The sequence below is a fragment of the Pseudomonas sp. Z003-0.4C(8344-21) genome, assembly GCF_900104975.1.
Lineage (GTDB): Bacteria > Pseudomonadota > Gammaproteobacteria > Pseudomonadales > Pseudomonadaceae > Aquipseudomonas > Aquipseudomonas granadensis.
The window spans coordinates 4,136,261-4,162,617 of record NZ_LT629756.1 but is presented as its reverse complement, the minus strand read 5'-3'; the positions used below and the strand labels follow the sequence as shown (position 1 = coordinate 4,162,617).

General features: G+C 61.3%; 21 protein-coding genes. 2 read left to right on the top strand and 19 right to left on the bottom strand.

Annotated elements, in window-relative coordinates:
• Positions 1 to 689: 689 nt before the first annotated feature.
• From BLU24_RS18825 to BLU24_RS18750, 16 genes are all read right to left on the bottom strand, one after another.
• Complete coding sequence (locus BLU24_RS18825; protein ID WP_093102703.1) at positions 690 to 1,382, bottom strand: N-acetyltransferase; 693 nt, start codon at positions 1,380 to 1,382, stop codon at positions 690 to 692.
• Positions 1,379 to 2,569 carry a GNAT family N-acetyltransferase gene (locus BLU24_RS18820; RefSeq protein WP_093102700.1) on the bottom strand — a complete coding sequence of 397 codons (1,191 nt, stop codon included), beginning with the start codon at positions 2,567 to 2,569 and terminating at the stop codon, positions 1,379 to 1,381. The genes BLU24_RS18825 and BLU24_RS18820 overlap by 4 nt, the downstream gene beginning before the upstream one ends.
• A gap of 4 nt (positions 2,570 to 2,573) precedes the next feature.
• A complete protein-coding gene (locus BLU24_RS18815) occupies positions 2,574 to 3,263 on the bottom strand; it encodes a GNAT family N-acetyltransferase (RefSeq protein WP_093102697.1) in 690 nt (229 codons plus the stop codon).
• Positions 3,264 to 3,324: 61 nt separating this feature from the next.
• A complete protein-coding gene (locus tag BLU24_RS18810) occupies positions 3,325 to 5,244 on the bottom strand; it encodes a hypothetical protein (protein WP_093102694.1) in 1,920 nt (639 codons plus the stop codon).
• On the bottom strand, positions 5,241 to 6,548 hold the full coding sequence (locus tag BLU24_RS18805) for an oligosaccharide flippase family protein (RefSeq protein WP_093102693.1): 1,308 nt from the start codon (positions 6,546 to 6,548) through the stop codon (positions 5,241 to 5,243). The genes BLU24_RS18810 and BLU24_RS18805 overlap by 4 nt, the downstream gene beginning before the upstream one ends.
• Positions 6,545 to 7,546, bottom strand: a complete 1,002-nt coding sequence (locus BLU24_RS18800; RefSeq protein ID WP_093102691.1) for a polysaccharide deacetylase family protein — start codon at positions 7,544 to 7,546, stop codon at positions 6,545 to 6,547. The genes BLU24_RS18805 and BLU24_RS18800 overlap by 4 nt, the downstream gene beginning before the upstream one ends.
• Positions 7,547 to 7,559: 13 nt before the next feature.
• Positions 7,560 to 8,696, bottom strand: coding sequence for a glycosyltransferase (locus tag BLU24_RS18795; protein ID WP_093102688.1), 1,137 nt, complete (start codon positions 8,694 to 8,696; stop codon positions 7,560 to 7,562).
• Complete coding sequence (locus BLU24_RS18790) at positions 8,689 to 9,657, bottom strand: glycosyltransferase (RefSeq protein WP_093102685.1); 969 nt, start codon at positions 9,655 to 9,657, stop codon at positions 8,689 to 8,691. Before BLU24_RS18790 ends, BLU24_RS18795 begins: the two co-directional genes overlap by 8 nt.
• A complete protein-coding gene (locus tag BLU24_RS18785) occupies positions 9,654 to 11,021 on the bottom strand; it encodes an O-antigen ligase family protein (RefSeq protein WP_093102682.1) in 1,368 nt (455 codons plus the stop codon). Before BLU24_RS18785 ends, BLU24_RS18790 begins: the two co-directional genes overlap by 4 nt.
• Entirely contained in the window at positions 11,018 to 12,109 is a 1,092-nt protein-coding gene (locus tag BLU24_RS18780) for a glycosyltransferase family 4 protein (protein WP_093102679.1), read from the bottom strand. Before BLU24_RS18780 ends, BLU24_RS18785 begins: the two co-directional genes overlap by 4 nt.
• On the bottom strand, positions 12,106 to 13,698 hold the full coding sequence (locus BLU24_RS18775; protein WP_090282721.1) for a GumC family protein: 1,593 nt from the start codon (positions 13,696 to 13,698) through the stop codon (positions 12,106 to 12,108). Before BLU24_RS18775 ends, BLU24_RS18780 begins: the two co-directional genes overlap by 4 nt.
• A 16-nt stretch (positions 13,699 to 13,714) precedes the next feature.
• The gene (locus BLU24_RS18770) at positions 13,715 to 14,737 is read right to left on the bottom strand and encodes a polysaccharide biosynthesis/export family protein (protein WP_090282722.1); all 1,023 of its coding nucleotides are present in this window, start codon (positions 14,735 to 14,737) and stop codon (positions 13,715 to 13,717) included.
• Between the two features lie 21 nt (positions 14,738 to 14,758).
• Positions 14,759 to 15,406, bottom strand: coding sequence for a CpsD/CapB family tyrosine-protein kinase (locus BLU24_RS18765; RefSeq protein ID WP_090282723.1), 648 nt, complete (start codon positions 15,404 to 15,406; stop codon positions 14,759 to 14,761).
• Positions 15,406 to 16,152, bottom strand: coding sequence for a sugar transferase (locus BLU24_RS18760; protein ID WP_093102676.1), 747 nt, complete (start codon positions 16,150 to 16,152; stop codon positions 15,406 to 15,408). Before BLU24_RS18760 ends, BLU24_RS18765 begins: the two co-directional genes overlap by 1 nt.
• Before the next feature lie 14 nt (positions 16,153 to 16,166).
• Positions 16,167 to 17,201, bottom strand: a complete 1,035-nt coding sequence (locus BLU24_RS18755; protein WP_093102673.1) for an NAD-dependent epimerase — start codon at positions 17,199 to 17,201, stop codon at positions 16,167 to 16,169.
• Complete coding sequence (locus BLU24_RS18750; RefSeq protein ID WP_093102670.1) at positions 17,198 to 18,550, bottom strand: UDP-glucose dehydrogenase family protein; 1,353 nt, start codon at positions 18,548 to 18,550, stop codon at positions 17,198 to 17,200. The genes BLU24_RS18755 and BLU24_RS18750 overlap by 4 nt, the downstream gene beginning before the upstream one ends.
• Before the next feature lie 388 nt (positions 18,551 to 18,938).
• Here BLU24_RS18750 and BLU24_RS18745 point away from each other — a divergent pair, with 388 nt between their 5' ends.
• Positions 18,939 to 20,636 carry a sulfatase-like hydrolase/transferase gene (locus BLU24_RS18745; protein ID WP_093102667.1) on the top strand — a complete coding sequence of 566 codons (1,698 nt, stop codon included), beginning with the start codon at positions 18,939 to 18,941 and terminating at the stop codon, positions 20,634 to 20,636.
• A 622-nt stretch (positions 20,637 to 21,258) separates the two neighbouring features.
• Here BLU24_RS18745 and BLU24_RS18740 read toward each other — a convergent pair.
• Complete coding sequence (locus BLU24_RS18740) at positions 21,259 to 22,278, bottom strand: helix-turn-helix transcriptional regulator (RefSeq protein WP_093102664.1); 1,020 nt, start codon at positions 22,276 to 22,278, stop codon at positions 21,259 to 21,261.
• Entirely contained in the window at positions 22,275 to 23,213 is a 939-nt protein-coding gene (locus tag BLU24_RS18735) for a LysR family transcriptional regulator (RefSeq protein ID WP_093102661.1), read from the bottom strand. Before BLU24_RS18735 ends, BLU24_RS18740 begins: the two co-directional genes overlap by 4 nt.
• 96 nt (positions 23,214 to 23,309) lie before the next feature.
• Between BLU24_RS18735 and BLU24_RS18730 the strand changes: the two genes are divergently transcribed.
• A complete protein-coding gene (locus BLU24_RS18730; RefSeq protein WP_093102658.1) occupies positions 23,310 to 24,155 on the top strand; it encodes an AraC family transcriptional regulator ligand-binding domain-containing protein in 846 nt (281 codons plus the stop codon).
• A gap of 207 nt (positions 24,156 to 24,362) precedes the next feature.
• On the opposite strand, the gene BLU24_RS18725 is transcribed toward BLU24_RS18730, so the two are convergent.
• Positions 24,363 to 26,336 (bottom strand): alkyl/aryl-sulfatase, encoded by a 1,974-nt coding sequence (locus BLU24_RS18725; protein ID WP_093102655.1) that lies wholly within the window; start codon positions 26,334 to 26,336, stop codon positions 24,363 to 24,365.
• Between the last annotated feature and the right edge of the window lie 21 nt (positions 26,337 to 26,357).

Genomic DNA, 26,357 nt, shown 5'->3' with positions numbered 1-26,357 from the left:
GTTGCTTCGGGTGCTGCGGCTGGCGGTTTCGCCTGACGGCGACTCACTTTTTTTACAAACGCCTAAAAAAAGTAAGCAAAAAAACGCTTGCTCCTACGTTCGGCCCTCGCAGGCTCGGGTTCCTTCGCTCCGGGACCGATCCGGGCGCAGCGGCTACGGTTTGCTTCGCTGCACCTACTTCCGCTGTGTACGACTTCGTCGTACGGTCGCTGCGCTCCCACGCCCGGATCGATCCCTCCACTCAGCCTTCCGACGTCGCCGGTGGATCAAGATCAAGAGCACTCGAGCTAACGCTCATTGTTGAGTGGTTAGAAGCGGTTGTTCGGCTTTGGATTGGTGGTGTGGCTGCCCCTCATCGGAACGCCGCCCGCCCAGCCCTCTCCCCCTGGAGAGGGAGCCGATTTATGGGCCGTTCAAAACCTGAGTTCGACTCGTTGTTGCGCGTTGGCGCATCTCTTTCATCCACCCCGGTCAGTCCCCTCTCCCTCCGGGAGAGGGCTAGGCGGGCGGCGTTCCGATGAGGGGCTTTTGATTTTCAGGCTGAGTTCAAGCATTGCCTGACCTGCGCCATCGCCAGCAGGCTGGCTGCCACAAGTTGATGTCGTTCCAACTGAACAAATGCAAACAACAGGTGGGAGCTTGCCTGCAAGCGATGGCGGCCCAAGGGCCACCGCCGCTTGCGAGGTGAATTACGCCTGCGCCGCCGCGCTCACTTCCGGTCTTTCCGGCTTGCGCAGCGCTGCCAGTCTTGATTCGCTGTAGCGCGTTTGGCGGGTGAAGCGCCAGTGCCCGAACAGGTCGTAGACGTGTGTGATACGCCCTTGTTCCTGATAGCCCAGGCGCATGTGCATTTTCAGGGCCTGAATATTGGCGCTGTCGCAGATATCCACGACTTTCTTGAAACCTCGGGCCGCCATGACTTGCCAGAGTGCGACCTGTGCATCGACGGTCAGGCTACTGCCGAAATAATGCCGGGTAATTTCGGCACCGAACTGGAAGTATTCACCGGGCTGGACCGGGAACGTGCAGCGATAGAAGTGGCGGTCGTAATAGTCGTGCGCGCTGGCCCAGACGAACCCGACGGTGTGATCGTCCTGGTCCAGGTACATGTGCCCCGTATGCCCTTCAGCGGCGAGCTCGGCCATGGTCTGCACGCGGTCGCCAAAGTACTTGCTGAAGGCCTTGGCGTTTTCTTCGGTGATGTCGACCCTGCGCAACCCTTCACAGGGGCGCAGTTTGTTCGGGGCAATCGGCGTGACCAGATCGCGCTCCATCCAGAGCAATTTGCGGTGAGCGAATATGTAACGTTTCCCCAGCGCGCCAAGGGTGCGGCGCAGGCCTTTTTGTTTGATGCGCAGAAGCAGTTCTTCGATGACGTTCATGATGCTCTCCGAGGCGCTAGCCCAGGTGTGGGGGATGATGTTGCCGGTTGAGTTGCAGATGTATCTGTTGCCGCCGGGTTGCCCGCACGCTGTGCGCGTCTTTTTTGCAAGGCCGGTTTGACGCAGTACCAAAGACGTAGCCCAAGGCCCAGCAGCAAGCCACTGGGGCGCCATGAGTAGAAGCTCCAGCGCCAGTGTTCGAGTTGTCCGGTCATGCGCTCGTGCAGTTGATGGCTGGAGTTCTCCAGGCTCACCCGCGACGCATCGATCCAGTGCCATTGCTCGTCCAGGCCCCAGCGAATCCATTCCTCCAGCAGCACGCGGCCGCTGCCCAGATCGGCATGCTGCGGCAGGAACGCAAGGTTGTAGTCGTAGAGTCGGCCCTGCTCGAGCAGGCCCAGCCGATAGCTGATGCAGCGACCGTCCAGCTCCAGCGTTACGACCCGCACCAGGCCCTGAGCGGCGAGGGCGGTGAAAGCGCTGTTTATCCACTGACGACTGTGTTCGGTGGCGAAGATCCCGACACCTTCGTCACCTTTCCAACTGACCGATTCGACTGTCTGCAGCGCTTGTAAAACCGTGGGCATCGACAGCGCATCGGGGGTGATTCGCCGTACCTGGGCGCCGCACGCGGCAATCCGTTTGCGCGCCCGCCGCAGTTTGTAGCGCGGGTCGCCGGAGACTTCCTGATGGTCGGCTTCGCTGATCAGATGCACTGGCACCCGGCAACTCAGGCGTCGTTCAGCCGTGGAGCTGCGCGCCATCCATTCGGTGAGCGCACTTTCTTCGCCGGCCGGTTCCGACAGTTCATTGAGCTGCAGCAGCGCATGAGGCAGCCGCTGACGGACCAGCGCCAGCGCCTCGCGCATGTCCTCGGCGCCGAGCAATGACAGCAGGGCCAGCCGATCGGCCAGCGGATACCCCAAGTGGCGCAGCACGCGAAAGGGCACCCCAGCGAAGCGTTCGCGGCCGGCTACCAGCGGCAGGCACAGGCGCAATGTGTCCGCGTCCCAGCCGAGCAGAATGTGCAGGCGCTGGTCCTCGCCCAGGGCCTGCTCTGCTGCGCACAACCAGCCAAGATTATTGAACGGCGTGTGGTCGGCTACGAGCAGGCGCAGTGCTTCATAGGCGTTCGCCGGGAAGTCCGCTGCGCACAGGGACGTGCGCCATTCGAATCGCATCGCCATGGGTTCAGGCCGCCGTTGCTTTGACAGGTGGACGGGACGGTTTGCGCAGCGCCGCCAGGCGTGAGCCGCAGTAGCGGGTTTCGCGGTAGAAGCGCCAGCGGCCGAACAGCGTGTAGATATTCATGATCCGCTGTTGTTCGGTATAGCCCATGCGCAGGTGCAGCTTGAGCGCCGGGATGTTGCTCGAGTCACAGACATCGACCACTTTACTGCAACCTTGCACGGCCATGGCTTGCCACAGACGCACTTGCACATCGACGGACAATGCGGTGCCCCAGTAGGCGCGGGCCATTTCGCCACCGAATTCGAAGAACTCGCCGGGTTTCACCGGGAACCGGCAACCGTAGTAATGCCGATCAAAATAATCGCGCGGCGTGCCCCAGATGAACGCCACGGCATCGCCGTGCTCGTCGACATGCATATGCCCGGTGTGACCTTCATCGGCCAGCTCGGCCATGACGTCGACACGGTCGCCGAAGTAACGGCTGAAGGCGCTGGCGTTGTCTGCGGTGATGTTCATTACGCGCAGCGGCGGGTAAGGCTTGAGACTGTACGGCGGCACGGGACTGACCAGGTCGCGCTCCATCCACAGCAATTGCCGATGGGAAAAAACATACATTCTGCGGATCTTCGCCAAGGTCGCTCGCAGGCCTTTACGACGGATATGTCCGCTGAGTTTTTTCAAGATATCCATGGTCTCTTCTCCTGATGAAGGTGCCACGCGCAGCATGACGCTCGCAGGGCAGTAGGGCGGTTCATGAAGCGTTCCAGTTCAGGGCAAACAGGGTTTGCCCCGGTAATTCGAAACGCACACGCCCGTTTTTGCAGGCAAACGGTGCGTCGCGGGCGCGATTGTCAACGCCGAAGAAACTCAGGGCTGCGTGATCAAGCGGGCACTTCACGCTGCTCAGATCAACGCGTTGCAGGCGGGTACTTTTGTTTACCCCGAGCAATGTGCGCTGCTCGTCACCGGCCATCGCCAGCACATCCACTTCGAAAGCGTCGTTATCCAGTTGCAGCACTTGCGGCAGCCAATGCCGGGCGATGAATTGCTGGGCGAGGCCCACCGGTTTGAGCTCGAAGCGACCGTCGCCTGACACGCGCGCCATGCCCTTGGCGTAGGGCGGTTCGTCAGCGGCCTGAAACCAGTTGAGCATCGTCAGAAGGCCATCCTGAGAAGCGTTGATGACGACCGAGGCCCACCACAGCGCGGCGTAGTGAGTTTCCTGATCGTACGGGCTCAGGCTCGAGCCGCTGGACAGGTTGGTCTGATCGAGCAGCAAGGCTTTGCGCGGCTGACCGTTTGCGTCGAGGCCGACCAGATCGGCGGCGCGACGTACGCTGTCGCGGTAGACCCGGGTTGCCAGCAGGTCGCGAATCATCCATTCGTGCCAGGCCAATGCGTCGACCTGATCGGCAGATTCGCTGAGCATTCGGCGGGCCCAGTCGATGCCGCGTTTGCTCGCCGCGTTGCGGGTGAACGGCCCGTTGACCAAGCGTGAAGTGGCGGGCATGGCGATACGCACGCCTGCCTTGGCATTGGCCGGGTCGCTGCGCACCTGGCGAGCCATGCTGACAAAGATCGCCCGGTAATCTTCGTAGCTCGAATAGTTGAGATTCGGCTCGTCGGCGAAGCCGATGTAATGCGTGCCTTGACCACCCAGTGCGCGTGTAGCGGCGAGCCACGCGCCAAGACCGTTGCTGCTTTGCCCGTCGGCACGCAGATTGGCCTGACGCCCGGTGCCGGCGAGCAGGGTGATGTCCTGACGGATGCCGAAACGAGTCTGATAGAGCAGACGAACCGGGTCTTCGAAACCGGCATTTTTCGAAACGAGGTCAACGTAGCTGTAATAACTCGCTGCGGCCGGTTTCAAGGCATCGAGTGCGGCATGGCTGGCGGCGGGCGGCATGAGATTGGGCAGGGCAATGCCCAGATCCGGCGTGCGCCCGAGGACTTTATCGTGCAGGGTCAGTCGTACCTGACCCGGCTCTTCACGCAATGGCTGGAGCTGCTGGGGATTTTGCGCAAACAGGTTGGCCGTGCCGTCGAGCCAGAACGCCGCTTTGCCGCTGCCCTGCAGGCGCAAGCGCCAGACCTGGGCCTGGTCGCTGACCGGCAAGGCCACTTGATCGAATTGCCAATAGGCGGGGTGGCGCGTGAGGGCCAGCGACAGTTGTTGGCCATCGTTCATGCGCTGTGCCTGCAGCGCGTTGACGCCGCCATGGTATTTGCCGTTCAGCACCGCGCGTTCCCCCGGTGCGACTCGGAAAAACAGCTCATCGCCACGGCGCGTTTCAACACTGAAATGCACCTTGGCCGGACTGAACAGCGCCACGGTCTGGTCGTCATGCTCGATGCGGTAACTGCGAAAGCTGTAGCCGGGAATCTCCAGACGGTAGCTGGCCGCGCCCGGCACCAGCGGCCAGCGCTGCGAACCGCGCACCTCACTGGCCTTGATGAACCGGTCACCTTGCAATCGGCCGTGGCCGTCGAGCAGGTAGATATGCTCTTCATTGGCCTCAGCCTGCCACGCCGGAACCCAGCTCACGGTGACGGTATCCGGACGATCAGCTTGCAGATACAGGCTACCGTCGCGGATGTCGCCCCACTGCATCGGCGCAGCGAAGCCGTTCAGCGACATGCCGAGTCCGAGCAACAGGGCCAGGCGATTCATGCGGCTTTCCGACGGTGCAACATCAGCCACATCGGGCTGAGATCACCGGGGAGGATGAACAGCGTCTGCCAGAACGCTACGCCGCTGAGTTTGCAATACAGCACCAGCATCGCCAGGGTCACTGCCAGATAGGCAATCGAGGACGCCGCTGCTGCGCCGACGATGCCGTAGCCCGGAATCAGCAACAGATTCAACGCCAGATTAAGTAATGCCCCCACTCCCATCATCAGCGACACGGTGGCGGGGCGGTTCTTGCCGATCAGGTCCAGGCGCAGAATGCTGGCGTAGCACAGGCCCAACAGCCCCGGCAGCAATGCCAGCAGCGCCGGGTACGCCGGTTGGTAAGCGACGCCGAACAGGGTGACGATCAGCCATTCGCCGATCAGCGCCATGGTAATGCAGGCGCCGAGCATCACCGTGGCTGTCAGGCGCAGCGCCAGCGGCGTGACCTTGTCCATGCCTTTGTCCTGTTGCAGCAGACGCTTCATCAGCGGTGTAGTGACCGCCTCCGGAACGATCAGCAGCAGTTCGGCGGCGGCGCTGGCCATGGCGTAATGGCCGAGCGCGGTGCTGCCCAAAAGGGCCCCGATAAACAAGTAATCGGAGCGCAGAATGACCTGTTGGAACAGCAGATCCGGATGGCTGCGCGCACTGAATCGCAGCAGCTCGTTCTGGCTCGCACGATCCCATTGCAACTGAGTTGGCTGTGCGCGTTTGAGCCACATCCAGCCCACCAGCACCACCAGACTGATGCCGGCCAGCCAACTGATCAGCGCGGCTTCGAGTGCGGCCTCTTTCCACATCCAGAACAGCGCGACAAACAACAGCAACGGCGCCAGCGATTCGATCAGGCGCAGGACATTGAACGCGACCACACCCCCCGAGGCGTTGTGCAAGGTCAGCAGGCCGCTTTTGAGCACCGTCAGCGGTACCGCCAGCAGCAACAGCCAAGCCAGCAACCCGAGTTGCATCGTGACATCGAGTTCGCTGCCGAATTCCCGCGCCAGCGCCACCACCAGCAACGTCAGCAGCCCGGCCAGGAGACAGCCGAACACCAACACCTGAGCGAGCAACAAGCCCATCGGCCGCTGATTGGCCGCTTGATAACCGACCGCCGAATTCAGGCCGCCGCTGGTGGCCGCACTGATCAGATCCGGCAGGGTGCTGAGCAGGGCAAACAAGCCGCGTTCACTCGGCCCGAGAATCCGCGCCAGCAACACATTGCGCAGCAGGCGCAAGGCGATCATTGCCAGTTTGGTGCCCATGCTCAGGGCGAGGTGCTTGAGGTAGCTGCTGCGACTCATGGCCGTGCCCCGCGAAAGATCCGTAACGACAGCAGTTCCGGATTGCGCGCGGTGCGCTGGCTGACGCCGAAGCGTGGCAGGTTCAGCGGATCGCCGGCGCCGCGATAGAGTCCTGTGGTGGTGCCCAGAGCAAACGGATAGTCGTGATTGGCAACCTGCTCACGCACGCGCTCGTCGTTGTCGCCGTTGGGGTAGCAATACACCGGCAATGGCCGATTGCAGCCGTTTTGCAAGGCGCCACGGCTGCGGCTGATTTCTTCGTGCAGACGCACGTCGTCCAGCCCGGTGAGGATCGAGTGACTGGCGCCGTGCGGGCCGAAACGCACCAGGCCGGAGGCTTCCATGGCGCGCACCTGATGCCAGTCCAGCGCTTGCGGCAAGGAATCCGGCGGACACTCGTTGGTAAGACGTTCAAGTTCCTGCGGATCGAGGCTCTTCAACCCTTGCAAATAATGCAGCAGCGCCACGCTGCGCCGGTCGACATCGATATCGTCGAGCAGCACCGGCAACGGATGACCGGTGATGCGCAGGTGTTCAATCAGGTGCATGCGGGCCTTTTCGCCATGGCTGCCCCACAGCGTTTCGCCCACGCTTTCCCACCAGAAGCGTTGCCGGCTGCCAATGAAATCGGTGGAGAGAAAAATGCTCGCCGGCACCTGATGTTTTTGCAGCAGCGGATAGGCGTTCACCGCGTTGTCACGCCAGCCATCATCAAAGGTCAGCGCCACTCGCGGACGCTCGGTGCGCAGGGCGTTGGGCTGCAGTAACTCCATCAGCGGCACGCAATCGAAATGCTTGCGCAGCCATATCAGCAAGTGTTCGAACGCCTGCGGGCCGACGCACAGTTCATTGCGGTGCGGCAGGTTGGCGGCACGGTCGTTGCCCAGCACCCGGTGGAGCATCAGGATGACCCCGGCCCCGTGCAACTGGTTACGCCCCACTGACGAGTTGAGATAAAGCCAGCCGCTGGTGCGTTTGAGCAATTGTTTGATCGCCATGGCGTGCGTCCTCTCAACGATTCTGGTCAGGGTTCCACTGCGCGTACCGTTGCCCGCGCAGGAACTGCCACAGGCCGGCGCTCATGCCGGCCAGCGTCACCAGCAGGAATGCCGCGAGGCGGAACGGTTTCGGCAAACGGTGTTGCGAATCCAGCAGGCCGGCGATGGCAATCGAGTAACCGATCAGTTGCGCGACCAGACTCAGGCGATAGAAACCGTGTTCGTTCCACAGCCAGAAATTGCTCAGCAGCAGCGGCAGCAATAGCACCGGCGCCAGTCGCCGGATCAGTTTGTGGCTGATCAAAGCGATGGAATACAGCCCGTGCTTGAACGGATTGAGCAGTTCGCGGCGTTGCGCCAGGCTCTGCAGCCCACCGACCGTGACCCGCTGGCGGCGACGCCATTGCTTGTCCGCTTCGTCGACGCCCTGGTCGATCACCTGGGCCTCGGGCACGTAGACAATGCGTTTGCGCGCCACCGGTGCGCAGGTACTGATGAAGAAATCATCATTGACCTCGGCCGGCACGGGCTGGAACAACTCGCGGCGCAGCGCAAGCAGCGCGCCGTCGGCGGAGACCATGCAGCCGGTGCGATTCTCGACCCGACGCAACCAGCCTTCGTAATGCCGATAGAGGCTGTCGCCGAAGCTCAGGCCGCCACCGGTGACCGGGATCACCATGTGCCCGGCGCAGGCCCCGACTTGTAGATCGTTCAACGGCGCGAGCAAGTGGCCAAGGGTGTCGCGCGACCATTGGTTGTCGGCGTCGGTGAACACCAGAATCTCACCATTGCTCACGGCAACCCCGGCATTCAGCGTGGCGGCTTTGCCCTGGCGCGGCAGGTCGAGCACGGTAATGCGCGCATCCGTCACTTTGTGCGCGCAGGCCACGGTGTCATCGGTCGAACCGTCGCTGGCGAGAATGATCTGCAGCGTGGCCGGCTGATAATCCTGGGCCAGCAGCGTGCGCAACTTGTGCTCGATATGCCGCGCCTCATTGTGCGCGGCAATGACGATGCTGATGTTCAGCGGCGGCGCCGGGGCATGCCGCGAGGCCGGGAACAGCGGCGCCAGCAAGGTCAGCAGCAGCGGATAACCGATGTAGGCGTACACCGGCAGCAACAGGCACAGGCAAAAAATGAGTTCAGCCACGGGCGGGCCTCCTGGCGTTCCAATGACACAGACCGAGAATCAATGCCGCGCTGGCCAGGTGCAGGCGCACCCAGTGCAGGCCCCAGAGTTGCAACGTCAGGCCGAGGTTTTGCTGGCGAATGCTTTGTCGCACGCTGAGCAGCAGACTCGGTAGCAGGCCCAGCATCAGCAGCAGCAAGGCCTGATTCGCGTACCCCGTGAGCAACGCCAGGATCGCCAACGCATCGAGCAACCACACCAGCCCTGACAGCAACGGAAAACGCAGCAGGCGCAGGCTCATGCCATGGGCGCGGAGCAATTGCAGGTGACTGCCCTGACGCCACAGTTCCTTGCCGATCCATTCGCGCCAGGTCATTTCATAGCCCCAGTGCAGGGCGACGCTGCTACTGACCGACAGCAATCGCGCACCGTGTCTGTGCAGACGCAGGGTGTATTCCTTGTCCTCACCGGTGCGCAGGGTTTCGTTGAAACCGCCGGCATTATCGAACCACTGCTTGCGCATCAGCAGGTTGGCACTGGGCAGCCAGTGCACGGTGCGAGTGGCGCGGCCCGATGCAGACAAAGAGCGGCGCTGCCAGGCTGCGGCGAACCATGGCGCGGCGGCAGGGGTGTGCAGGTCCAGGCCGAAGACGTCGCCCTGGTCGCTCGCAGCCAGGGTAAACATCTGCTTGAGCCAGTCTTCGGGCATTTCGATATCGGCGTCGATGAACGCCAGCCAGTCGCCGCTGGCAACCGCTGCGCCACGGTTGCGCAAGGCGCCGATCAGCAGGCCGGGCAGCACCAGAACCCGTGCGTCGAATGCGCGGGCGATCTGTGGCCCGTCGTCGGTGGAGCCGTTGTCGACCACGATCAGTTCACAGTCGATGTCGGCGGCGTGCGCCGCCTTGCGTGCGGCCAGCAGGGTGCGGCCGATGTGGCGGGCCTCGTTGAACATCGGCATGACAATGCTGATCCGGCTCATGTTCTGGCCTCCGTCAGCGGTGCCTGCTCGGCTTTCAGGCGCAGTACCCAGGTCAGCGCCAGCATGATCCACAGGTATTTCAGGTTCGGCGCGCTGAGGAACATCAGGAACAACGTCAACGACAGAAAACTCATGCCCAGGTGGGTGACCAGATCCGCGTGCTGCCACTCGCGCCGCTCAAGCCACGCGCCCCGTGCGCGAATCAGGTTAAAGAAACCTTGCACGAGCATGCCGACAAACAGCAGGCCGGCGGGAATACCCAGTTCGCTGAAAATCTCCAGATAGGTATTGTGCGCCCGCCGATACAGGTCGCCGATCTTGCGGTTGGCCGAAAACGCCTTGGCATAACCGGTGGTTGCGTAGTGCAACGGGAAGGTGCCGGGGCCGGAGCCGAGCAGCGGATGCTCGCGGATGATCTGGCTGCCGACGACAATGTACGAGGCGCGACGGCCGAGGGACTCGTCCTGAGCCTTGGCGCCGGCGCTGAGGATACTCAGCGACTGAATGCGTGCCAGGTAACCGGCCGGCATCGCGTAGATCGCCAAGGGCAGAATGATCGCGGCGCCGAGCATGGCGAAGCCGAAGTGCCGTGGGCGAATGCGTGTCAGTTGCTGGCGGTAATGCCAGACACCGATTGCCAGACTCAAGGCCAGTACCACCAGGCCTGAGCGCGACTCGGTTTTGGTCATGCCGCCCAACAGCAGGAGGCAGCAGCCCGCCCAGAACAAACGGTGCAGCAGTTGCGGGCTGCGGATCACCAGCAGCAGACCCAGCGGCACGGCGAAGGCGATCAGCAAGGCAAAGGCGTTCGGGTCTTCGAGCAGGCCGGCGGCGCGGCCCTTGTCCTGGAATCTGCTGGAAAACATCGCCATGGCGCAGGTCGCGCTGACACTGAGCGTGACCAGCCGGGCAAACAGATCCAGATTCAGTTCGCGGCCGATCAACAAGGTGATCACAAACAGGAGCAGGCCCACGCTCAGCTCGCGCAGATGACTCTGTGACATGCCCATATTGTCGGTGGCGAGCAGGCTCAGCAGGTACAGCGCCATAAAGCCGATCAGGTAGCGCCACAGATTGCTGCGCAGGCGTTGCGATGGAATCTGATGCAGCGCCAGTTGCAGCATCACGATCACCGCCAGCGAAGCACCGAGCAACTTGCTGCCGGAAACTGAACTGTCCTTGAAGAAACCTTCGAACGGTACCAGCGCGGCAATGCCGAGCAGGCCCCAGGTCGGCTTGCGGTACAGGACGGTGAAGCCGACCAGGCCAATGACTGCCCCCGGTGCCAGATAGGGCCAGGGACTGGCCAGCAAACCCAGGCTGACCAGTGCGAACAGACTGACGATCGAGAGCGGGAAAATCATGCGCGTGCCTCCCGTGCCGTGTGGATGTACAGCTGCGACCAGCGTTCGGCCAGGGCCTTGAGGTCGTAGCGCTCCTGTTGTGTGCGTCTGGCGTTGTCGCGCAGCTGCGCGGCCAGTTTCGGTTCGGCCAGCAAGGTGTCGAGCTGGCGGGTGAGGGCGGCGGTATCGGTTGGCGGCGCGAGTAGCCCGTTCACGCCGTGCTGCAAGACATCGGGAATACCGCCGACCGCGAACGCTACCACCGGTACGCCGGCCTGCATCGCTTCAAGCAGAATCATCGGCGTGCCCTCGGTGCGCGAACTGATCACCAGCGCATCGAGTTGTTGCCACCAGCCTTGCATCGCCGTCTGATAGCCCGGCAGGCGAATCCGCCGCGGCAAACCGGCAGCGTTGATGCGCGCCTGCAAGCTCTCCCGTTCCGGGCCATCACCGAGCATCACGGCGTCCAGTTGCGGGTGCTGATGACACAAGGGAATCAGCGCATCGAGAAACAGATCCGGGCCTTTTTCACTGCTCAACCGACCGACGTAACCGGCCAGCCAGCGTTGCCGGTCTGCCACCGGCGGCATGGCGGGCGCCGCTGGCAAACCGTTGGGAATCACTTGTAATTTCTCCGCCCGCACGCGGGCCTCGAGGTGCAACTCGGCAATGCTTTGCGCCACGCAAACCACCCGTTTCACCGCTGCGGTGCGGCACAGTTGCAGGCTCAGCCAGGTGTAGAACTTTTGCTTGCGACTGCGCGGCGTGAACCCGTGCTGAGTGATCACCAGCGGCAGGCGCAACAGCGTTGCGCCGACCCAGCCGAACAACAGCCCTTTGAAGTTGTGCGTGTTGAGCAACGGCTTGTCGCTCCGGCGCTGCCGCAGGTGCCGCAACAATTCGCCCAGCCCGGCGCAGTAGCAAGCGTCCACCCCAGCCTCACGAAAGCGCGCGATCAGCTCTGGCGGCGCATCGAGAAACAGCACCTGATGCTGCCCCGGCGTGGCCAGGCAATGATCCAGCAACATTCGCTCGGCCCCATAGAAGCCGCCGCTGCTGAGCAAATGAATGATCGGCAGGGCGACGTAAGGGGTGGACACCGCGTTCAATTGCGCACCCAGTGAACCAGGCTTGGCATGGTCCAGTTCTTGTGCGGATTGCCCGCCTGTGGCGTTTCTTCGTTGAGCACCAACAGCACCGGAAGGCCCAGTTCGTGACTGATTTGCGCCGGATGCTTGAAGCGATGGTCGAAGAACTCACGTACGTAGACGAACGCGATTGCCAGCAACAGACCGGTGAACAGCCCGAACGGGATGATCAGCATCGGCTTGGGAAAAGCCGCCTCGGTCGGTTCATACGGCGGGCTGAGGACACGAGCGTTGGACAAGTCGTTGTCCAGCGCGCGGGTCGTGCTGCTTTCAGCAAAGCGTTGCGCATACGTAGAAAACGCTGCGTGCAACGCGCCGATCTCGGTGTCCATCTGGCGCAGCTTGCTTTGGGTTTGCTGCAATTGATGGATGCGATTCTTGAACTCGGCAATGCGCGCGGTTTTCTGCTCGATGACCTGGCTGACCACCGACAAGTCGATCGTGCGTTCCTGGATGCGGTTGTTGACCACTTTGAGGAACTGCTGGCGCGTGCGGGCAATCTGCTCGCGGGCCAGCAACATCGGCTCGCTGCCGGGCTGGAATACCGCCAGGTCATTCATATAGCGGCTGACTTGAGTGGTCAGCGCCTCGCCCATCTGGCGGATCTCGCGGTCCTCGAACGCGATGTTGTCCACCGTCGTGGTGAAGGTGAACGGAAAGGTGTAGTCATTGAGTTTGTTGGTGTTGGCGGCGGCCAGGCTGGTTTTCAGGTAATCGAGCCAGCGCTGGCTTTGCAGCAAGCGATCGCGATACAGGTTGAGTGCCTGCTCTTCGGTGTTGATCGCGTTGAGGCGGAAGGTGATTTCTTCTTTCGGATCGGACGAACCGACGCTCTCCAGCAGGCCCAGCCTCGCGCCTTCGAGGCCATCGAGCCGCACCTGATATTGATGCTTCTTGGTCTCGTAGAACGAGTGCGGCAGCTCGATCGATTGCAACGCCTGACGATCGACCAGATAGTTTTGCAGCAACGCGGCGACGAAAGTCGTGCCTTGGGCAGGATCAGGGAAGCTGTAGACGATCGAGATGACATTGGAACCCGGCAGGGTTTCGATCTTCAGATTGTCGATGGCTTCCTGGGTCAAGCCGTCCAGCGCCGTGTCGCGCACCGGATCGGTTTCCATGCCCAGTGCATCACGCAGCGGATTGATCACGTACTCGCGCAGTGGCGTGCTGACGTAACGCTTGAACGGCTCGCCGGCCAGCTTGCTGAGCATCCCCGGCGGCGGGTTGTACTGGCCGTTGTCGCGCAGTTCGCTGATGGTCTGACGGATCAGCGCCGGCGAACGGAGGATATTGCTCTCGGTTTCCATGTCCGCCAGCGATGGCGGAATGAAGGTGGCGTTGTCCTGGGTCAGCGAGGTGGTCGCATCGCCCTGAGAGAGTTTTTTCGACTGCACGATCACCTGCGCGGTGATATCGAAGCTCTGTTTGAGCAGCAATGGCAGGAGCAGGGCGATCACTGCAAAGGTCAGGAAGATGCGCTTCACCAGTTGCTTGTTGGCGAAGAAAATCCTGAAGAACTCGTGCAGGTAATTTTCTTTTGGGTTCATGTCGGTCACCTGAGAGTCAGTTGTCACTGCCTTTGTTGTCGACGCGGTAGCCGAAGCTGAAACCGACGCCCTGGAACAGCACCACATCGGCCAGTTGGCGGGCGAGTTCGCCGGCGCTGGCCAGTTTGGTTTTTGGCACGTAGAGCATGTCGTCCGGCTGCAGATAGGCGATTTGTGGGGCGTCGCCAGACAAGGCCTTTTCGACGTCGTAGTTCATCGCCTGCACCTGGTTGCCGTTGCGCCGCATGATCACGACCGAATCGAGCCGCGCCTTGACGTTGGTGCCCCGCGCCAGGGTCAGTGCCTCGAGTACCGACACCGGTCGCCGGATGGGGTAGGAGCCTGGCTGCGCGACTTCGCCGAGCACGTAGATCTCGTTGCCGGCGGTGGATTTGAGCAGCACGTCGACGGTCATTCGCCCCGGCAGTTGCGCGTACCTTTGATTGAGGAAGGTTTCGAGCTGGTTGACTGTCATGCCTTGCAGTGGCACGGCGCCGATTTCCGGGAAACTCGCATAGCCGTCGGTGCCGACGGTGATCTCGCGACTCATGCCGGTAGCCGGGTGGTTCAACGCGCTTTTAAGGTTCTGCTCGTTGCTCAGCGGGCTGAGAATCTGTACCGCGAGCTGATTGCGGTTGGGCTGGAACAGTTGCTTGCGCTCATACGCACGCTGGATTTCCTGACGCGCTTCTTCGCTGGTCAGCCCGGCGATTTTCACCGAAGTGTTGGCGCCCGGCAGTTCAATGGTGCCGTCGGGCAGCACCAGCTGCGTGCCGTTGAGCTGGCTGGCGGCGGTGAAGTTCAGGCCGATCTGGTCACCCGACTGCACGCGGTAAGCATCCGAGCCACTGGTGCTGATGTGAAAAATCACATCGAGCACGTCTTTCGGGCGCAGGGTCTGCTCGACTCGCGGCATGTCGGTGGCCTGGGCATTGGCCGGTGTGGCGGTGAGGATATTCACCGGCATGTTGCGGGTCTCGGAAGTGCTGGAGCAGCCCGCAAGCGGCAGCATCAGCAGGACAAGCATTTTGGCGTTCATGGCGTCATCCTTCGCGTTCGCTTACAGGTTTTTGTAAAGCCATTTGGGCATGTAGTACTTGCGCCGGTTGAACACGCTACCGACCACTTTCGCTCCGGCCTGGGTCAGGCGTTGCACGGCAGCCTGGGCGACTTCCCAGCGGGTGTCTTCGGCGCGGACGACAAACACCACGCCATCCACTTGCGTACTGATGACCAGCGTGTCGGCGGCGGAATACACCGCGTCGCCATCGATCACCACAAAGCGGTACTGGCTGCCCAACTGGTCGAGCAACGGGCTCAGGCGTTCGGCGGTCAGGTGTTCCAGCGTGCGGATCGGCCGGCCGTTGGGCAGCACATGGAAGGGCAGGCTGGAGGTGTGCACCACACAGTCCTGCAGCAGCGGCGGGTTGCCCGAGCTGAACAACAAGTCACGCAGGCCGCGTTCCTTGCTCAGGTTCAACTGCTGGGTGAGGTTGCTCGCCGACTGGCTGGCATCGACCAGCAGCACCTGGCCGCTGCTCATTTGTGCCAGTTGGCTGGCCAGCGCCATCGCACTGGTAGTGGTGCCCGCGCCGGGGTTGGCAGCGGTCAGCAACAGGATCCGCAGATCGAGATCCAGCACGGTCGACGTCAGGTTCGATTCGCTGGGATTGGCGATGCTCAGGCTTGTATTGGTTGAACCGTCCATTAGCTTGCTCCGTGGCCGCTGAATACTTTGAAGGGGGTTTTCAACAGAATCTTCAGATCAAGCAGAAGGCTCTGCTCGGCGATGTAGCTGAGGTCCAACTCAACGCGCTGGTCGAAGTCGATATTGCTGCGTCCGGAGATCTGCCACAGACCGGTCATGCCGGGGTAGATGCTCAGACGTGCGAGGTGATTGTCCTTGTAGCGATAGGCGTTGAACGAGGTCGGGCGAGGGCCGACCAGGCGCATGTCACCGGTCACCACGTTGATCAGGTTGGGCAGCTCGTCGAGGCTGGTGCGCCGCAGAAATGCGCCGATGCCGGTGACGCGCGGGTCCTTGTCGATCTTGAAATCGATGGCGTCGGCCCCGTGTTTGTTCAGGTGGCGTAGCGATTCCTTGAGTTCTTCGGCGTTGCTGACCATGGTGCGGAATTTGTACATGCCGAACTTGCGACCGCGATAACCCGTGCGCTTTTGCACGAACATCACCGGGCCCGGGCTGGTGAACTTGATCGCCAGCGCCAGGCCGAGCAGCAATGGCGAAATCAACAGCAGAATCAGCAGCGCGCCGAAGCACGCGACCACCCGATTGGTCCGCGACAATTGCCACGGTCGACCGCCGTCACGGCCGCTTAACCAGCCACGGCCCTGACGGTGAATCGCCGCGTCGAGGCGCATGCGATGTTCCGGGTCGACGCGCTTGTCAGGACGCATCTGCGCAATCGCCACACTTTTTTCATGTCCAGTCATGAGGTCCTCCGCATTCATTCAGCCGCAAGCGGCGCACGAGCCGTGGGGTAGTAGCCGCGAAACCAGGCGATGAATCGCCCCAGCCCTTCGTCCAGCTCGATCCGGGGCTGGAACCCGGTGGCCTGGGCCAGATCGCTGGCCTCGGCGCAGGTGTTGAGCACGTCGCCCGGTTGCAGTGGCAGCAGCTCGACAATGGCTTGTTGGCCGAGGTGTTTTTCCATCAGGGCCAGGTAGGTTTTCAGCGCGACCGGCTGCTGCCCGCCGATGTTGAACAGCCGCCACGGCGCCATGCTGCTGGCCGGGTCGGGCTGTTCGCGATCCCACTGCGGATTGGCCTGCGGGGGCTGATCGATGAGGCGCGCGATGCTCTCGATGATGTCGTCGATGTAGGTGAAGTCGCGCTGGTGCTCGCCGTAGTTGAACAACTTCAGCGGCGTACCTTCGCTGATCGCTTTGGCGAACTGGATCGGCGACATGTCCGGCCGTCCCCAAGGCCCGTAAACCGTGAAAAAGCGCAGGCCGGTGCAGGGAATGCCGAACAGATGGCTGTAGCTGTGCGCCATCAGCTCGTTGGCTTTCTTGGTCGCGGCGTACAGCGACAGCGGATGATTGACGCCGTCCTTCACCGAGTAGGGCGTGTGCTGGTTGGCGCCGTACACCGAACTCGACGAGGCGTAGATCAGATGCTCGACCGGGTGATGCCGGCAGCTCTCCAGAATGTTCAGAAAACCATTGAGGTTGCTGTCCAGATAGGCCCGTGGGTTGTCCAGCGAATAACGCACCCCGGCCTGCGCCGCCAGGTGAATCACCACTTGCGGTTGTTCGCGGGCGAACAGTGCATCGATCGCCGAGGCGTGCGCCAGATCGACCGTGGCCAGTTGGAAATCGCCAACTTCCTCGCGCACCCACTGCACGCGATCCTGTTTGAGCTGCGGATCGTAGTAGTGGTTGAAATTGTCCAGACCAACCACCGTGTGCCCGTCGCGCAGCAGGCGCAGCACGCAGTGGGCACCGATGAAACCGGCCGCGCCGGTGACCAGCACCTTCATGGCCGCAGCCCTTCAGGAGCGATGTGGCGCAGACCGATGCCGCTGTAATGCAGACCGGCAGCCGCCACCTGTTCCGGGTTGTACAGGTTGCGCCCGTCGATGATCACCTTGGAACGCAGCTTCTCGGCGAGCAGGTCGAAGTCGACCACACGGAAGTTTTTCCACTCGGTGCAGATCACCAGCGCGTCGGCGTCTTCCAGGGTGTCGTCGCGGGTCGCACACAGGTGCAGATCGTTGCGATAACCATAGAGGCGACGGCATTCGGACATCGCTTCCGGGTCGTAGGCCTGCACGCTGGCGCCCTCGGCCCACAGCGCGTCCATCAGGTAACGGCTGGGTGCCTCACGCATGTCATCGGTGTTCGGCTTGAATGCCAGGCCCCATACCGCGATCGACTTGCCGGCCAGACCTTGAGGAAATTGCGCCTGTAGTTTGCTGAAGAGAATGTGTCGCTGACTGTCGTTGACGTCGGTGACGCTGCGCAGCAGTTTCAGCGGCATGCCGTTGTGTTCGGCGGTGTGCAGCAGGGCGCGCAGGTCCTTGGGAAAACACGAACCGCCAAAGCCGCAACCGGGATAAATGAAGTGGTAGCCGATGCGCGGATCGGAGCCGATGCCTTTGCGCACCGCTTCGATGTCGGCGCCGAGCAGTTCGGTGAGGTTGGCCAGCTCGTTCATGAAGCTGATGCGCGTGGCGAGCATCGCATTGGCTGCGTACTTGGTCAGCTCGGCGCTGCGGTTGTCCATGAACATCAGTTTTTCGTGGTTGCGGCAGAACGGCGCGTACAGCTCGCTCATCTGCTCGCGGGCCGCGTCATCGTGGGTGCCAACGATGATCCGGTCGGGGCGCATGCAGTCGGCGAGAGCGCTGCCTTCCTTGAGAAATTCAGGATTGGACACCACGTGCACCGTCAGCTCGGTCTTGCCGCGGCGCAGCAACTCGCTATTGGCCGCGGCCAGGACCTGATCCGCCGTGCCGACCGGCACCGTCGACTTGATGATCAGGGTGCGATCGGCCTCCATGAAACCGGCGATCTGCCGAGCGACGTTGAGCACGTGGCTGAGATCGGCGGAACCGTCTTCATCGGCCGGGGTGCCGACGGCAATGAAAATCAGCTCGGCGTGCGCCACCGCATCGCTGGCCTGGGTGCTGAACAGCAGGCGCCCGGCCTTGATGTTCTCTTCCAGGGTGGCGGACAGCCCAGGCTCGCTGATAGGCGGCACCGCTTGTTGCAGTTGTCTGATCTTGTTGGGGTCAATATCGATGCATAAAACCCGATGACCCACATCTGCAAGAGCGGCGGCTTGTATAAGTCCAACATAGCCTGTGCCAAATACGCTCACGTCCATCTGCGCACCTCGATAAAACCAAAAAGTTAACTACGGAAAGAGATCGTTAAAGGGGTATAGCGCAGCGTTTGAAAAACGTGTCAGCAAAATGACATGTTGCAGTGATATAACACTTAAGTGTTTTTTGGCGATTGGCCATCAAGTCATTGCTGCGCTTGAAATTGTTGCGTTAGTGCAGATTTGTTCAGATTTCAAATAAGCGATAAACGGTCGTAAGCCGCTAATTTAAAGGTCTGTAGCGCCTCTCCTGTGTCAGATTTGAGTCACCGTTTTTTTGACACTAAATCCGGCTATCAGTCATTTCTTGCGCTTTTATGGTCGGGTGCTAGTGTCAGCTTCTGACTGACAAACCTTTGACTCCTAGCCGTTTCGTACGACCGGTATCGCCATGTTCCGATTTGCCAAAGAACTACTGTTAATTGCCTGGCTGTTACTTTTCTCCGGTTATTACATTGATCGGTTAAATGCTATCGGGTGGAGTTTTAATGTACTTATTTTTGGCGCGATGTTTTTGGCGCTGACATTTGCGTTGTATTTAACAGCCTATATACGACAGGCACTCATCCGCCATGCATTCGCATTGACGATGTTTGTTTCGGCGGTTTTCTTTGATGTGTATACCCGCGTCACCGCTGACTACCTGAGGTACAGCGATTTCGTCTCGCTGGTGTATTCCGGTGGCTTCATTCAGGAAGCGGCGTACCAGTATCGAGAGGCGATCCTGCGTAGCGTGCTCGGCGGGTTGTTGCTGCTGTTCGGCATCGGGCTCAAGCCACGGCATGCGCTGGTCATACCGAACGCCTGGCGAGTGACGGCGCCGTTCGCGGGTGTGCTGATGCTCAGTGCGCTGCTGTTTCTGCGTGCGGGTGAGGGCGCCCGCGGCTTGCCGATCATGTACACGCCGCTGGCCTACCTGAACCTGTTTGCCTACGAGGCGCTGCACAACAGCGTCGGCCCGCGTGAGCCGGTCACCCTTGCGCGCAGCGCGCCTGGCGTCGGCCATGACATCGTGCTGATCATCGACGAAAGCATTTCCGGCAATTACCTGGACATCAATGCGCCGTTCGGCGTGCACAGCAATCTGAAGCAGGCACCGGCCGGGGTCGACATTTTCAATTACGGTTACGCCGCCTCCATTGCCAATTGCAGCGCCGACACCAATGTCACCCTGCGCTACGGCGGCACCCGCAACGATTACATGCGCATCAACAGCACGCTGCCGTCGATCTGGCAGTACGCGAAAAGTGCCGGGCTGCGCACGGTGTATATCGACAGCCAACGCACCGGCGGCAGCCTGCAGAACCTGATGACAGCGAGCGAAAAAAACGACATCGATCTGTTCGTGCAGTTCGACCAGACCAGCGTGCGCGACCGCGACATGGCGGCGGCGGCGAAGCTCATTGAATTGCTCAACGATGACACGCCAGAGCTGGTGGTGATCAACAAGGTTGGTGCGCATTTTCCCGTGCATGACAAATACCCCGACGCGTTCATGGCTTACCGGCCGACATTGCCACGCGGGCAGTTCACCGAAGTCGCCGACACCGGAGAGCGCGCCGGTTTCAACGGTCAGCCGGACGACTGGGTGCTGTACCGCAACGCCTACAAGAACACGGTGCTGTGGAATGTCGGTGAGTTCTTTGCCCGAGTGTTTGCCCAGGCGAAGCTCGACAATGCGCTGCTGATCTATACGTCCGATCATGGCCAGGATCTGCACGAACGTGGCAATCCGGGACTGAACACCCATTGCGGCGGTGACCCGGTGGAAGAAGAGGGGCTGGTGCCGCTGGTGGTGATCTCCGGCAGCCAGCTGAAGACCCTCGATTGGTCGGCGCAACTGGCGGCGAACAAGGATCGCTCCAGCCACTACAACATCTTCCCGACGCTCTTGCAGTTGATGGGGTATGACCTGGCGGGGATCGAGGCGGTGTATGGCAAACCGCTGAGTGTACCGACGGCGGATGAATTCACCTTCAACTACCGGTTCAATGCGCGGTTGGGGGCTAAACCCGAGTGGAAACATATTGATCTGGGGAGCATTGTCACTCCGGCGCAGGCGCCTGCGAGTGTGGCGGTTGGGCAATGAGTTTTGGGTTGGCTGGGCTGGCCTCATCGCTTGCAGGCAAGCTCGTACAGGTAACGCGTGGACTACTGGGCCGGGAGTAGATGCCGCTTGGATTGCCAGGTGCGAATATCAAAAGCCCCTCACCCTAGCCCTCTCCCGGAGGGAGAGGGAACTGACCTAGGTGGATGCGAAAGGTGCGCCGACCTGAAATATCGAGTCGTACGCAGTTTCCGAAAAGCCCACAAATCGGCTCCCTCTCCCTCGGGAGAGGGCTGGGGTGAGGGGCGAATTCCCCGCAAATCCCAAGCCATGCGTCGCTTTACACCACTCAACAATGAGCGTTAGCTCGCGTGCTCTTGATCTTGCCTAACCAGCGACATCGGAAGGCTGAGTGGAGGGATTGATCCGGGCGTGGGAGCGCAGCGACCGTACGACGAAGTCGTACACAGCGGAAGGAGGTGCAGCGAAGCAAACCGTAGCCGCTGCGCCCGGATCGATCCCGCAGCGAAGGGACCCGAGCCTGCGAGGGCCGTACGTAGGAGCAAGCCTTTTGGGTTACCTTTTTGGCGTTTGAAAAAGGTGACCCGCTGTAAGAGCGGAACCGTAAGCAGCCGTTACCGCAGCAACGGATATGCACACAAACTCAGCGCCTACCCCACCGAGTACGATAAACCCCCGGCGCACACCCGAACCAGCGCAAACAGGCGCGGTTGAACCCCTGCACATCGCTGTACCCCAACCGATCCGACACCTCGACCAGCTCCAGCTCCCCGGCCCGTAACAAATCTTCAGCCCGATAGCTTCGGTAATCATCGAGCAATTCTGCAAATCCCCAGCCCAACGCCTTCAAACGCCGCGCCGCCGTGCGCTCAAGCAAATGCTGCGTCGCGCAGAACTGCTTCCAGTCGGCCGTCGCCAGGTTGTCGATCAGGTAGTCGCTGACTTGCTCCAGCAGCGTCGATTCGCTGTTGCGCAGGGTCTGTTCGAGCACCTCGACCAAGGTGTTTTCCAATGCGGGATGCTTGGGCGTCAGCAGCGTCTCGAACAGCTGCGCGTCGAGATGGATCGCGGCGTTCGGCTGTTTCCCGCGCACGGGTGAATTGAAAGCGCGTTGATGTTCATCACTGCCGGCTGAAGTCAGTGCCACGCCAACAATCGGATCAAGCTTGATGCCGCTGACGAGCAACTTGCGGCGTAGCATGCCGCAGAGGCTCACCAGAATGAAATCGGCGACGGGTACTGCGGCACGTAGTGCTCCGCGCTCGACCAGACGCAATTGCACACCACCGTTTTCGCGCACGACCTGCACATTGAAATGGCCGCTGAAGCGGCTGAAGAAACGCGCGAAATGATCACACGCACTTTCCAGAGACACCGCAACATCGAACAAATAAGTCAGGCCATTGCGGGTAGTGGACACGAAGCGTTGACCGGCCGCCAGACCGATCAGCGGATCACCGCTCTGCTCCACGGCAAACGCCCAGAAACTTCGCGACACCACCAGCGGCAGGCGCATGAACGGTGTGCGCAGGTCTGAAAGCTTTTTGTGAAATTGCGCTTCGAGAGCATCCTGCGCGATGCCTCGGGCCAGCAATTCTTCAATGACCGGCAGCACGGTCGCGGCATAAAAAGTATTGCCGGATTGCGCAGCGAAGGTGTTCATACAGGGCTTGTCACGGGGTTGCTGGCCGCCAGCAGTTGTTGGTCGACGCTCAGGATGGCCTCGATCATCGCCCGCGCTGCCGGGCTCAACGAATAGCCGGCGCGACTGACAATGCCGTAACTCAGTTGCAAGGCCGAATCGTTGCGCGGCACATCGATGAAATCGAGCAGATGGATCAGCCCTTGATCAATCTGTTCGCGCAAGGCTTCAAGAGTGGCCAGGCCTATCGCATCGGAACGCAGCACCACTCGCTGTATCGCATCGAATTGTGCGCATTCGACACTTGGATTGAAATCCGCCTCGCCCAGCAGATCGGCGAGCACCTTGCGAATCATCGGCGGAATGCGCGTGCCCACTACCGGATAGTCGAGCAGCGCGCGCAATTGCAGGCGTTGTTGCCCGGCCAATGGATGGCCGGCGCGGCAGAAGAAACCGCCTGGTCGGGTGCGCAGCAATTGCACTTCATATTGCGGATCGCTGACGAAATAGCGGGCGTCCGCAATCAGGAACTCAATCTGCTGTTCACGCAACCACAGCGCCAGTTGCTGCCAGTCGCCCTGATGAAACCGCGTGCGAACCGCCGGGTGCGCCTGAATGAATCGCGCCAGCGCGTCCGGTACCAGCACTTGCGCCGGGTACGGCCCGCAGCCGAATTGCAGTTCGCCGCCGGTGAGGCCGTTGTATTGCGTCAGTTCGTTGTGCAGCGCCTGACTGCCGGCGAGCAGACGCCGCGCATGTTGCAGCACCAGATCGCCCTGGCCGGTGAGGCGAAATTCGCGGCTGCTGCGTTCGACCAGTTCGCAATCGAGGTCACGTTCCAGCGTCTGGATACTGCGACTGAACGCCGGTTGGCTGAGACTGACCGCTTCGGCAGCGCGGCCGAAATTGCGGCAGTCGGCGAGGGCGACGAGGTGGCGAAGCTGGCGAAGATCCATCATGCGTCTCCTGCATTTTGCGGATACTTTTAATGCATTGGATCGATAGCACGTCGGCTGGCATAAGTACACGCCTGTCCTTCAGAAACTTCCGTCATGTCCCAGTCTTTATTCGTTTGCAGCGCTTACACCCGCGCCATCGTGGGCCATGCCGAACAGTCTGGCCTGGACTCGAAGCGGCTGTTGGCACGGGCGGGAATCTGTCCGTCCAGCCTGGTTGATCCGGCCCGGCGAATCGCTGCGCAAGCGGTTGAACGACTGTGGCGTGAATGCGAGCTGGCCGGTGCAGCGCCGACGTTTGGGTGTGAACTGGTCGACGGCCTGGCAACCACCAGCCTGCAAGGTCTGAATATCCTGCTGGACTCCGCCGCGACCTTGCGCGTGAGTCTCGACTGCTTTGTCAGCTTCGTGCCACGAATCAGCAATCATGTGCAGGTCGAATTGCTCGAGGCAGGGGATTTCGCGCGGTTGCAGTTGCGTCCGTTGCAGGGCCCGGTGCATTACTTCGGTCTCGACGCCGTCACCTCTACGCTGGTACGTAACATTGCTCGAAGGCTGGGCAACCCGGCGGACGCGGTTTTTGCCAACGTCACGTTGTGCCCGTCACAGTTTGCAAGGCGCTGGTTGCGCAATGCGGGCGTCGCTGTTGAACGGGGCGAATATCCGCAACTGACCTTGCACCGCGCCATGCTCGACGAGGCGCTGCCCGGTGCCAATCCGTTTTTGCATCAGAGCATGCTGCGGCACTGGCTGAGCGAAAGCGGCGAGCGCAATGACAGTCTGGCGCTGGCACGACACTGGCTGACCGCGGGCGATCAACCGATCGAGCGCATTGCCCGGCGCCTTGGCTATGGCCAGCCGAGCAATTTCATTCGCGCGTTTCGCAAACGGTTCGGGATCACGCCGAAGCAGTTACGGCTGCATTCGGGGCAGGGTTGTTGAGGATGGCTGGATTGGGGTGATTGATCGTTGTGTGGTGTGTGCGCGAGATTTCCCCCTCACCCCAGCCCTCTCCCGAGGGAGAGGGAGCCGAGTTGTGGACTGTTCAGAACTTGCGTTCGACTCCAAATTCCATGTCGGCGTGTCTCGCGCAAACAACCCGGTCAGTTCCCTCTCCCTCTCGGAGAGGGTGAGGGTAGGGCTTTCGTCTCAAGGCGTGACGATATTGAACTGTGGCCCGAACGTGTCGAGGCTGCCCATCAACTCGCCGAACTTCTTGCCGTTGCCCTGCAACTTGATCAAGCCCTGTTGCATCGCCGTCGGGAAATCCAGTTGCTTGAGGCTGATCTTTTCCAGGGTATCGCGGCTCAGGGTGACACCGGCATCCGCCGCAGGATTAAGCCCGGCGCGGTGGGTCAGCACGCCGTTGCGCAGCGTCAGATTGAAATCCTTCTGCACATCGTCGAACGTCCAGTTCAGCGTCAGGTCATGGGCCACGGCTTTTTCGCTGTCCAGACGTACCGCCAGATAGTCGAAGAACATCTCCGGGCTCATCGCCCGCACCATGTCCACTGACACAGTGTTGGCCGATTGCGGCGGCACACCGTTGCGCAGTTCCATGGCGCCGGTCAGGTACATGTTGCGCCAGGTGGCGTTCTCGCTTTGGTAACCCAGTTGTTCCAGGGTTTCGGCCTGCGCCTTGCGCGCGTCGGCGTTGTCCGGTTCGGCGAATAACAGTTGATTGCCCAGTTGTGCAGCCCAGCGATAATCCGCGCTGGCCATGGCCGTATGCATTTTTTCCAGCACCGCCGCCGCGCCGCCCATGGCTTCGACGCTGCGTTTGGCGGCGTCCACCGGCGGCAGCGGATTGAGGTTGGCCGGGTTGCCGTCATAAAAACCCATGTAGCGCTGATACACCGCGCGGGTGTTGAAGCTCAGCGAACCGTAGTAACCGCGGGTGTACCACTTCTGATCGAGCGAACCCGGGAGTTTCTTGATCGCTTCGGCGATCTCCAGCGGCGTCAGGCCCTGGTTGAGCAAGTGCAGGGTGCGGTCGTTGATAAAGGCATACATGTCGCGCTGGTCGGCGAGCAACGTGCGGATGCGTTCACCGCCCCAGGTCGGCCAGTTGTGTTGGGCAAACATCACTTCGGCCTTGTCGCCATAACGCGCCAGACTGTCGTCGAGGTACTGCGACCATGCCTTGGCGTCCCGCACTTGCGCGCCGCGCGGGGTGAGGATGTTGTGCATCATCTGCGTGGCGTTTTCGGCCATGCACAAGGCTTTCAGTTGCGGCAGATAAAGGTTCATTTCCGCCGGCGCTTCGGTGCCCGGCGTCAGCTGAAACTCGACTTGCAGCCCGGCGATGGTATGGCTTTGCAGAGGCTCGGTGATCAGGTCGGTGGGCGGGATCAGCGTGACCGTGCCACCACTGGGTGTGCTCTTGCCCAGGCCCGCATCGATCTGACCCTTTTCGCCGCGCGGCAACAGACTGCCGAACTGGTATTGCGCGCGACGGCTCATGGCGTTGCCGGCCATGACGTTTTCACTCATCACGTGTTCCATGAAGCCGGACGGTGCGTAAACTTTGACCTTGCCGGCCTTGACGTCGGCCTCATCGATCACCCCGCGCACGCCGCCGAAGTGATCGACGTGGGTGTGACTGTAGATCACCGCCACCACCGGTTTGCGCGGGCGGTTGGCGTAATACAGATCCAGCGCAGTCCTGGCGGTTTCGGCCATGGTCAGCGGGTCGATGATGATCAGCCCGTCATCGCCTTCGATGATGGTCATGTTGGCGAGGTCGAGGCCGCGCACCTGATACAGCCTTGGGCTGACTTCGAACAGACCGGCGTGGGCGTTGAGTTGCGCCAGCCGCCACAGGCTCGGGTTGACCGATTCCGGCGCTTTTTCATGGTCGAGAAAATTGTAGGCATTGGCGTTCCAGATAACCTTGCCGGCGGCGTCCTTGATCTGACCTTTGAAGGGCGCGATCAAGCCTTTGCTGACAGATTCGAAATCAGTGCGGTCGCTGAAGGGCAGCTGTTGCAGGACGGCGGCGTTGCTGGCGCGGGTCTGTGCGCTGGGCGCAGACGGGGTGTCGGCGGCAAACAGAGTCTGGCTGATGGCGGCGCTGATCAGGCAGGCCAGCAGGCCGCGCTTGCTGAAAATGAAACGTTGCATGGTGACTCCGGTTCTTATCGT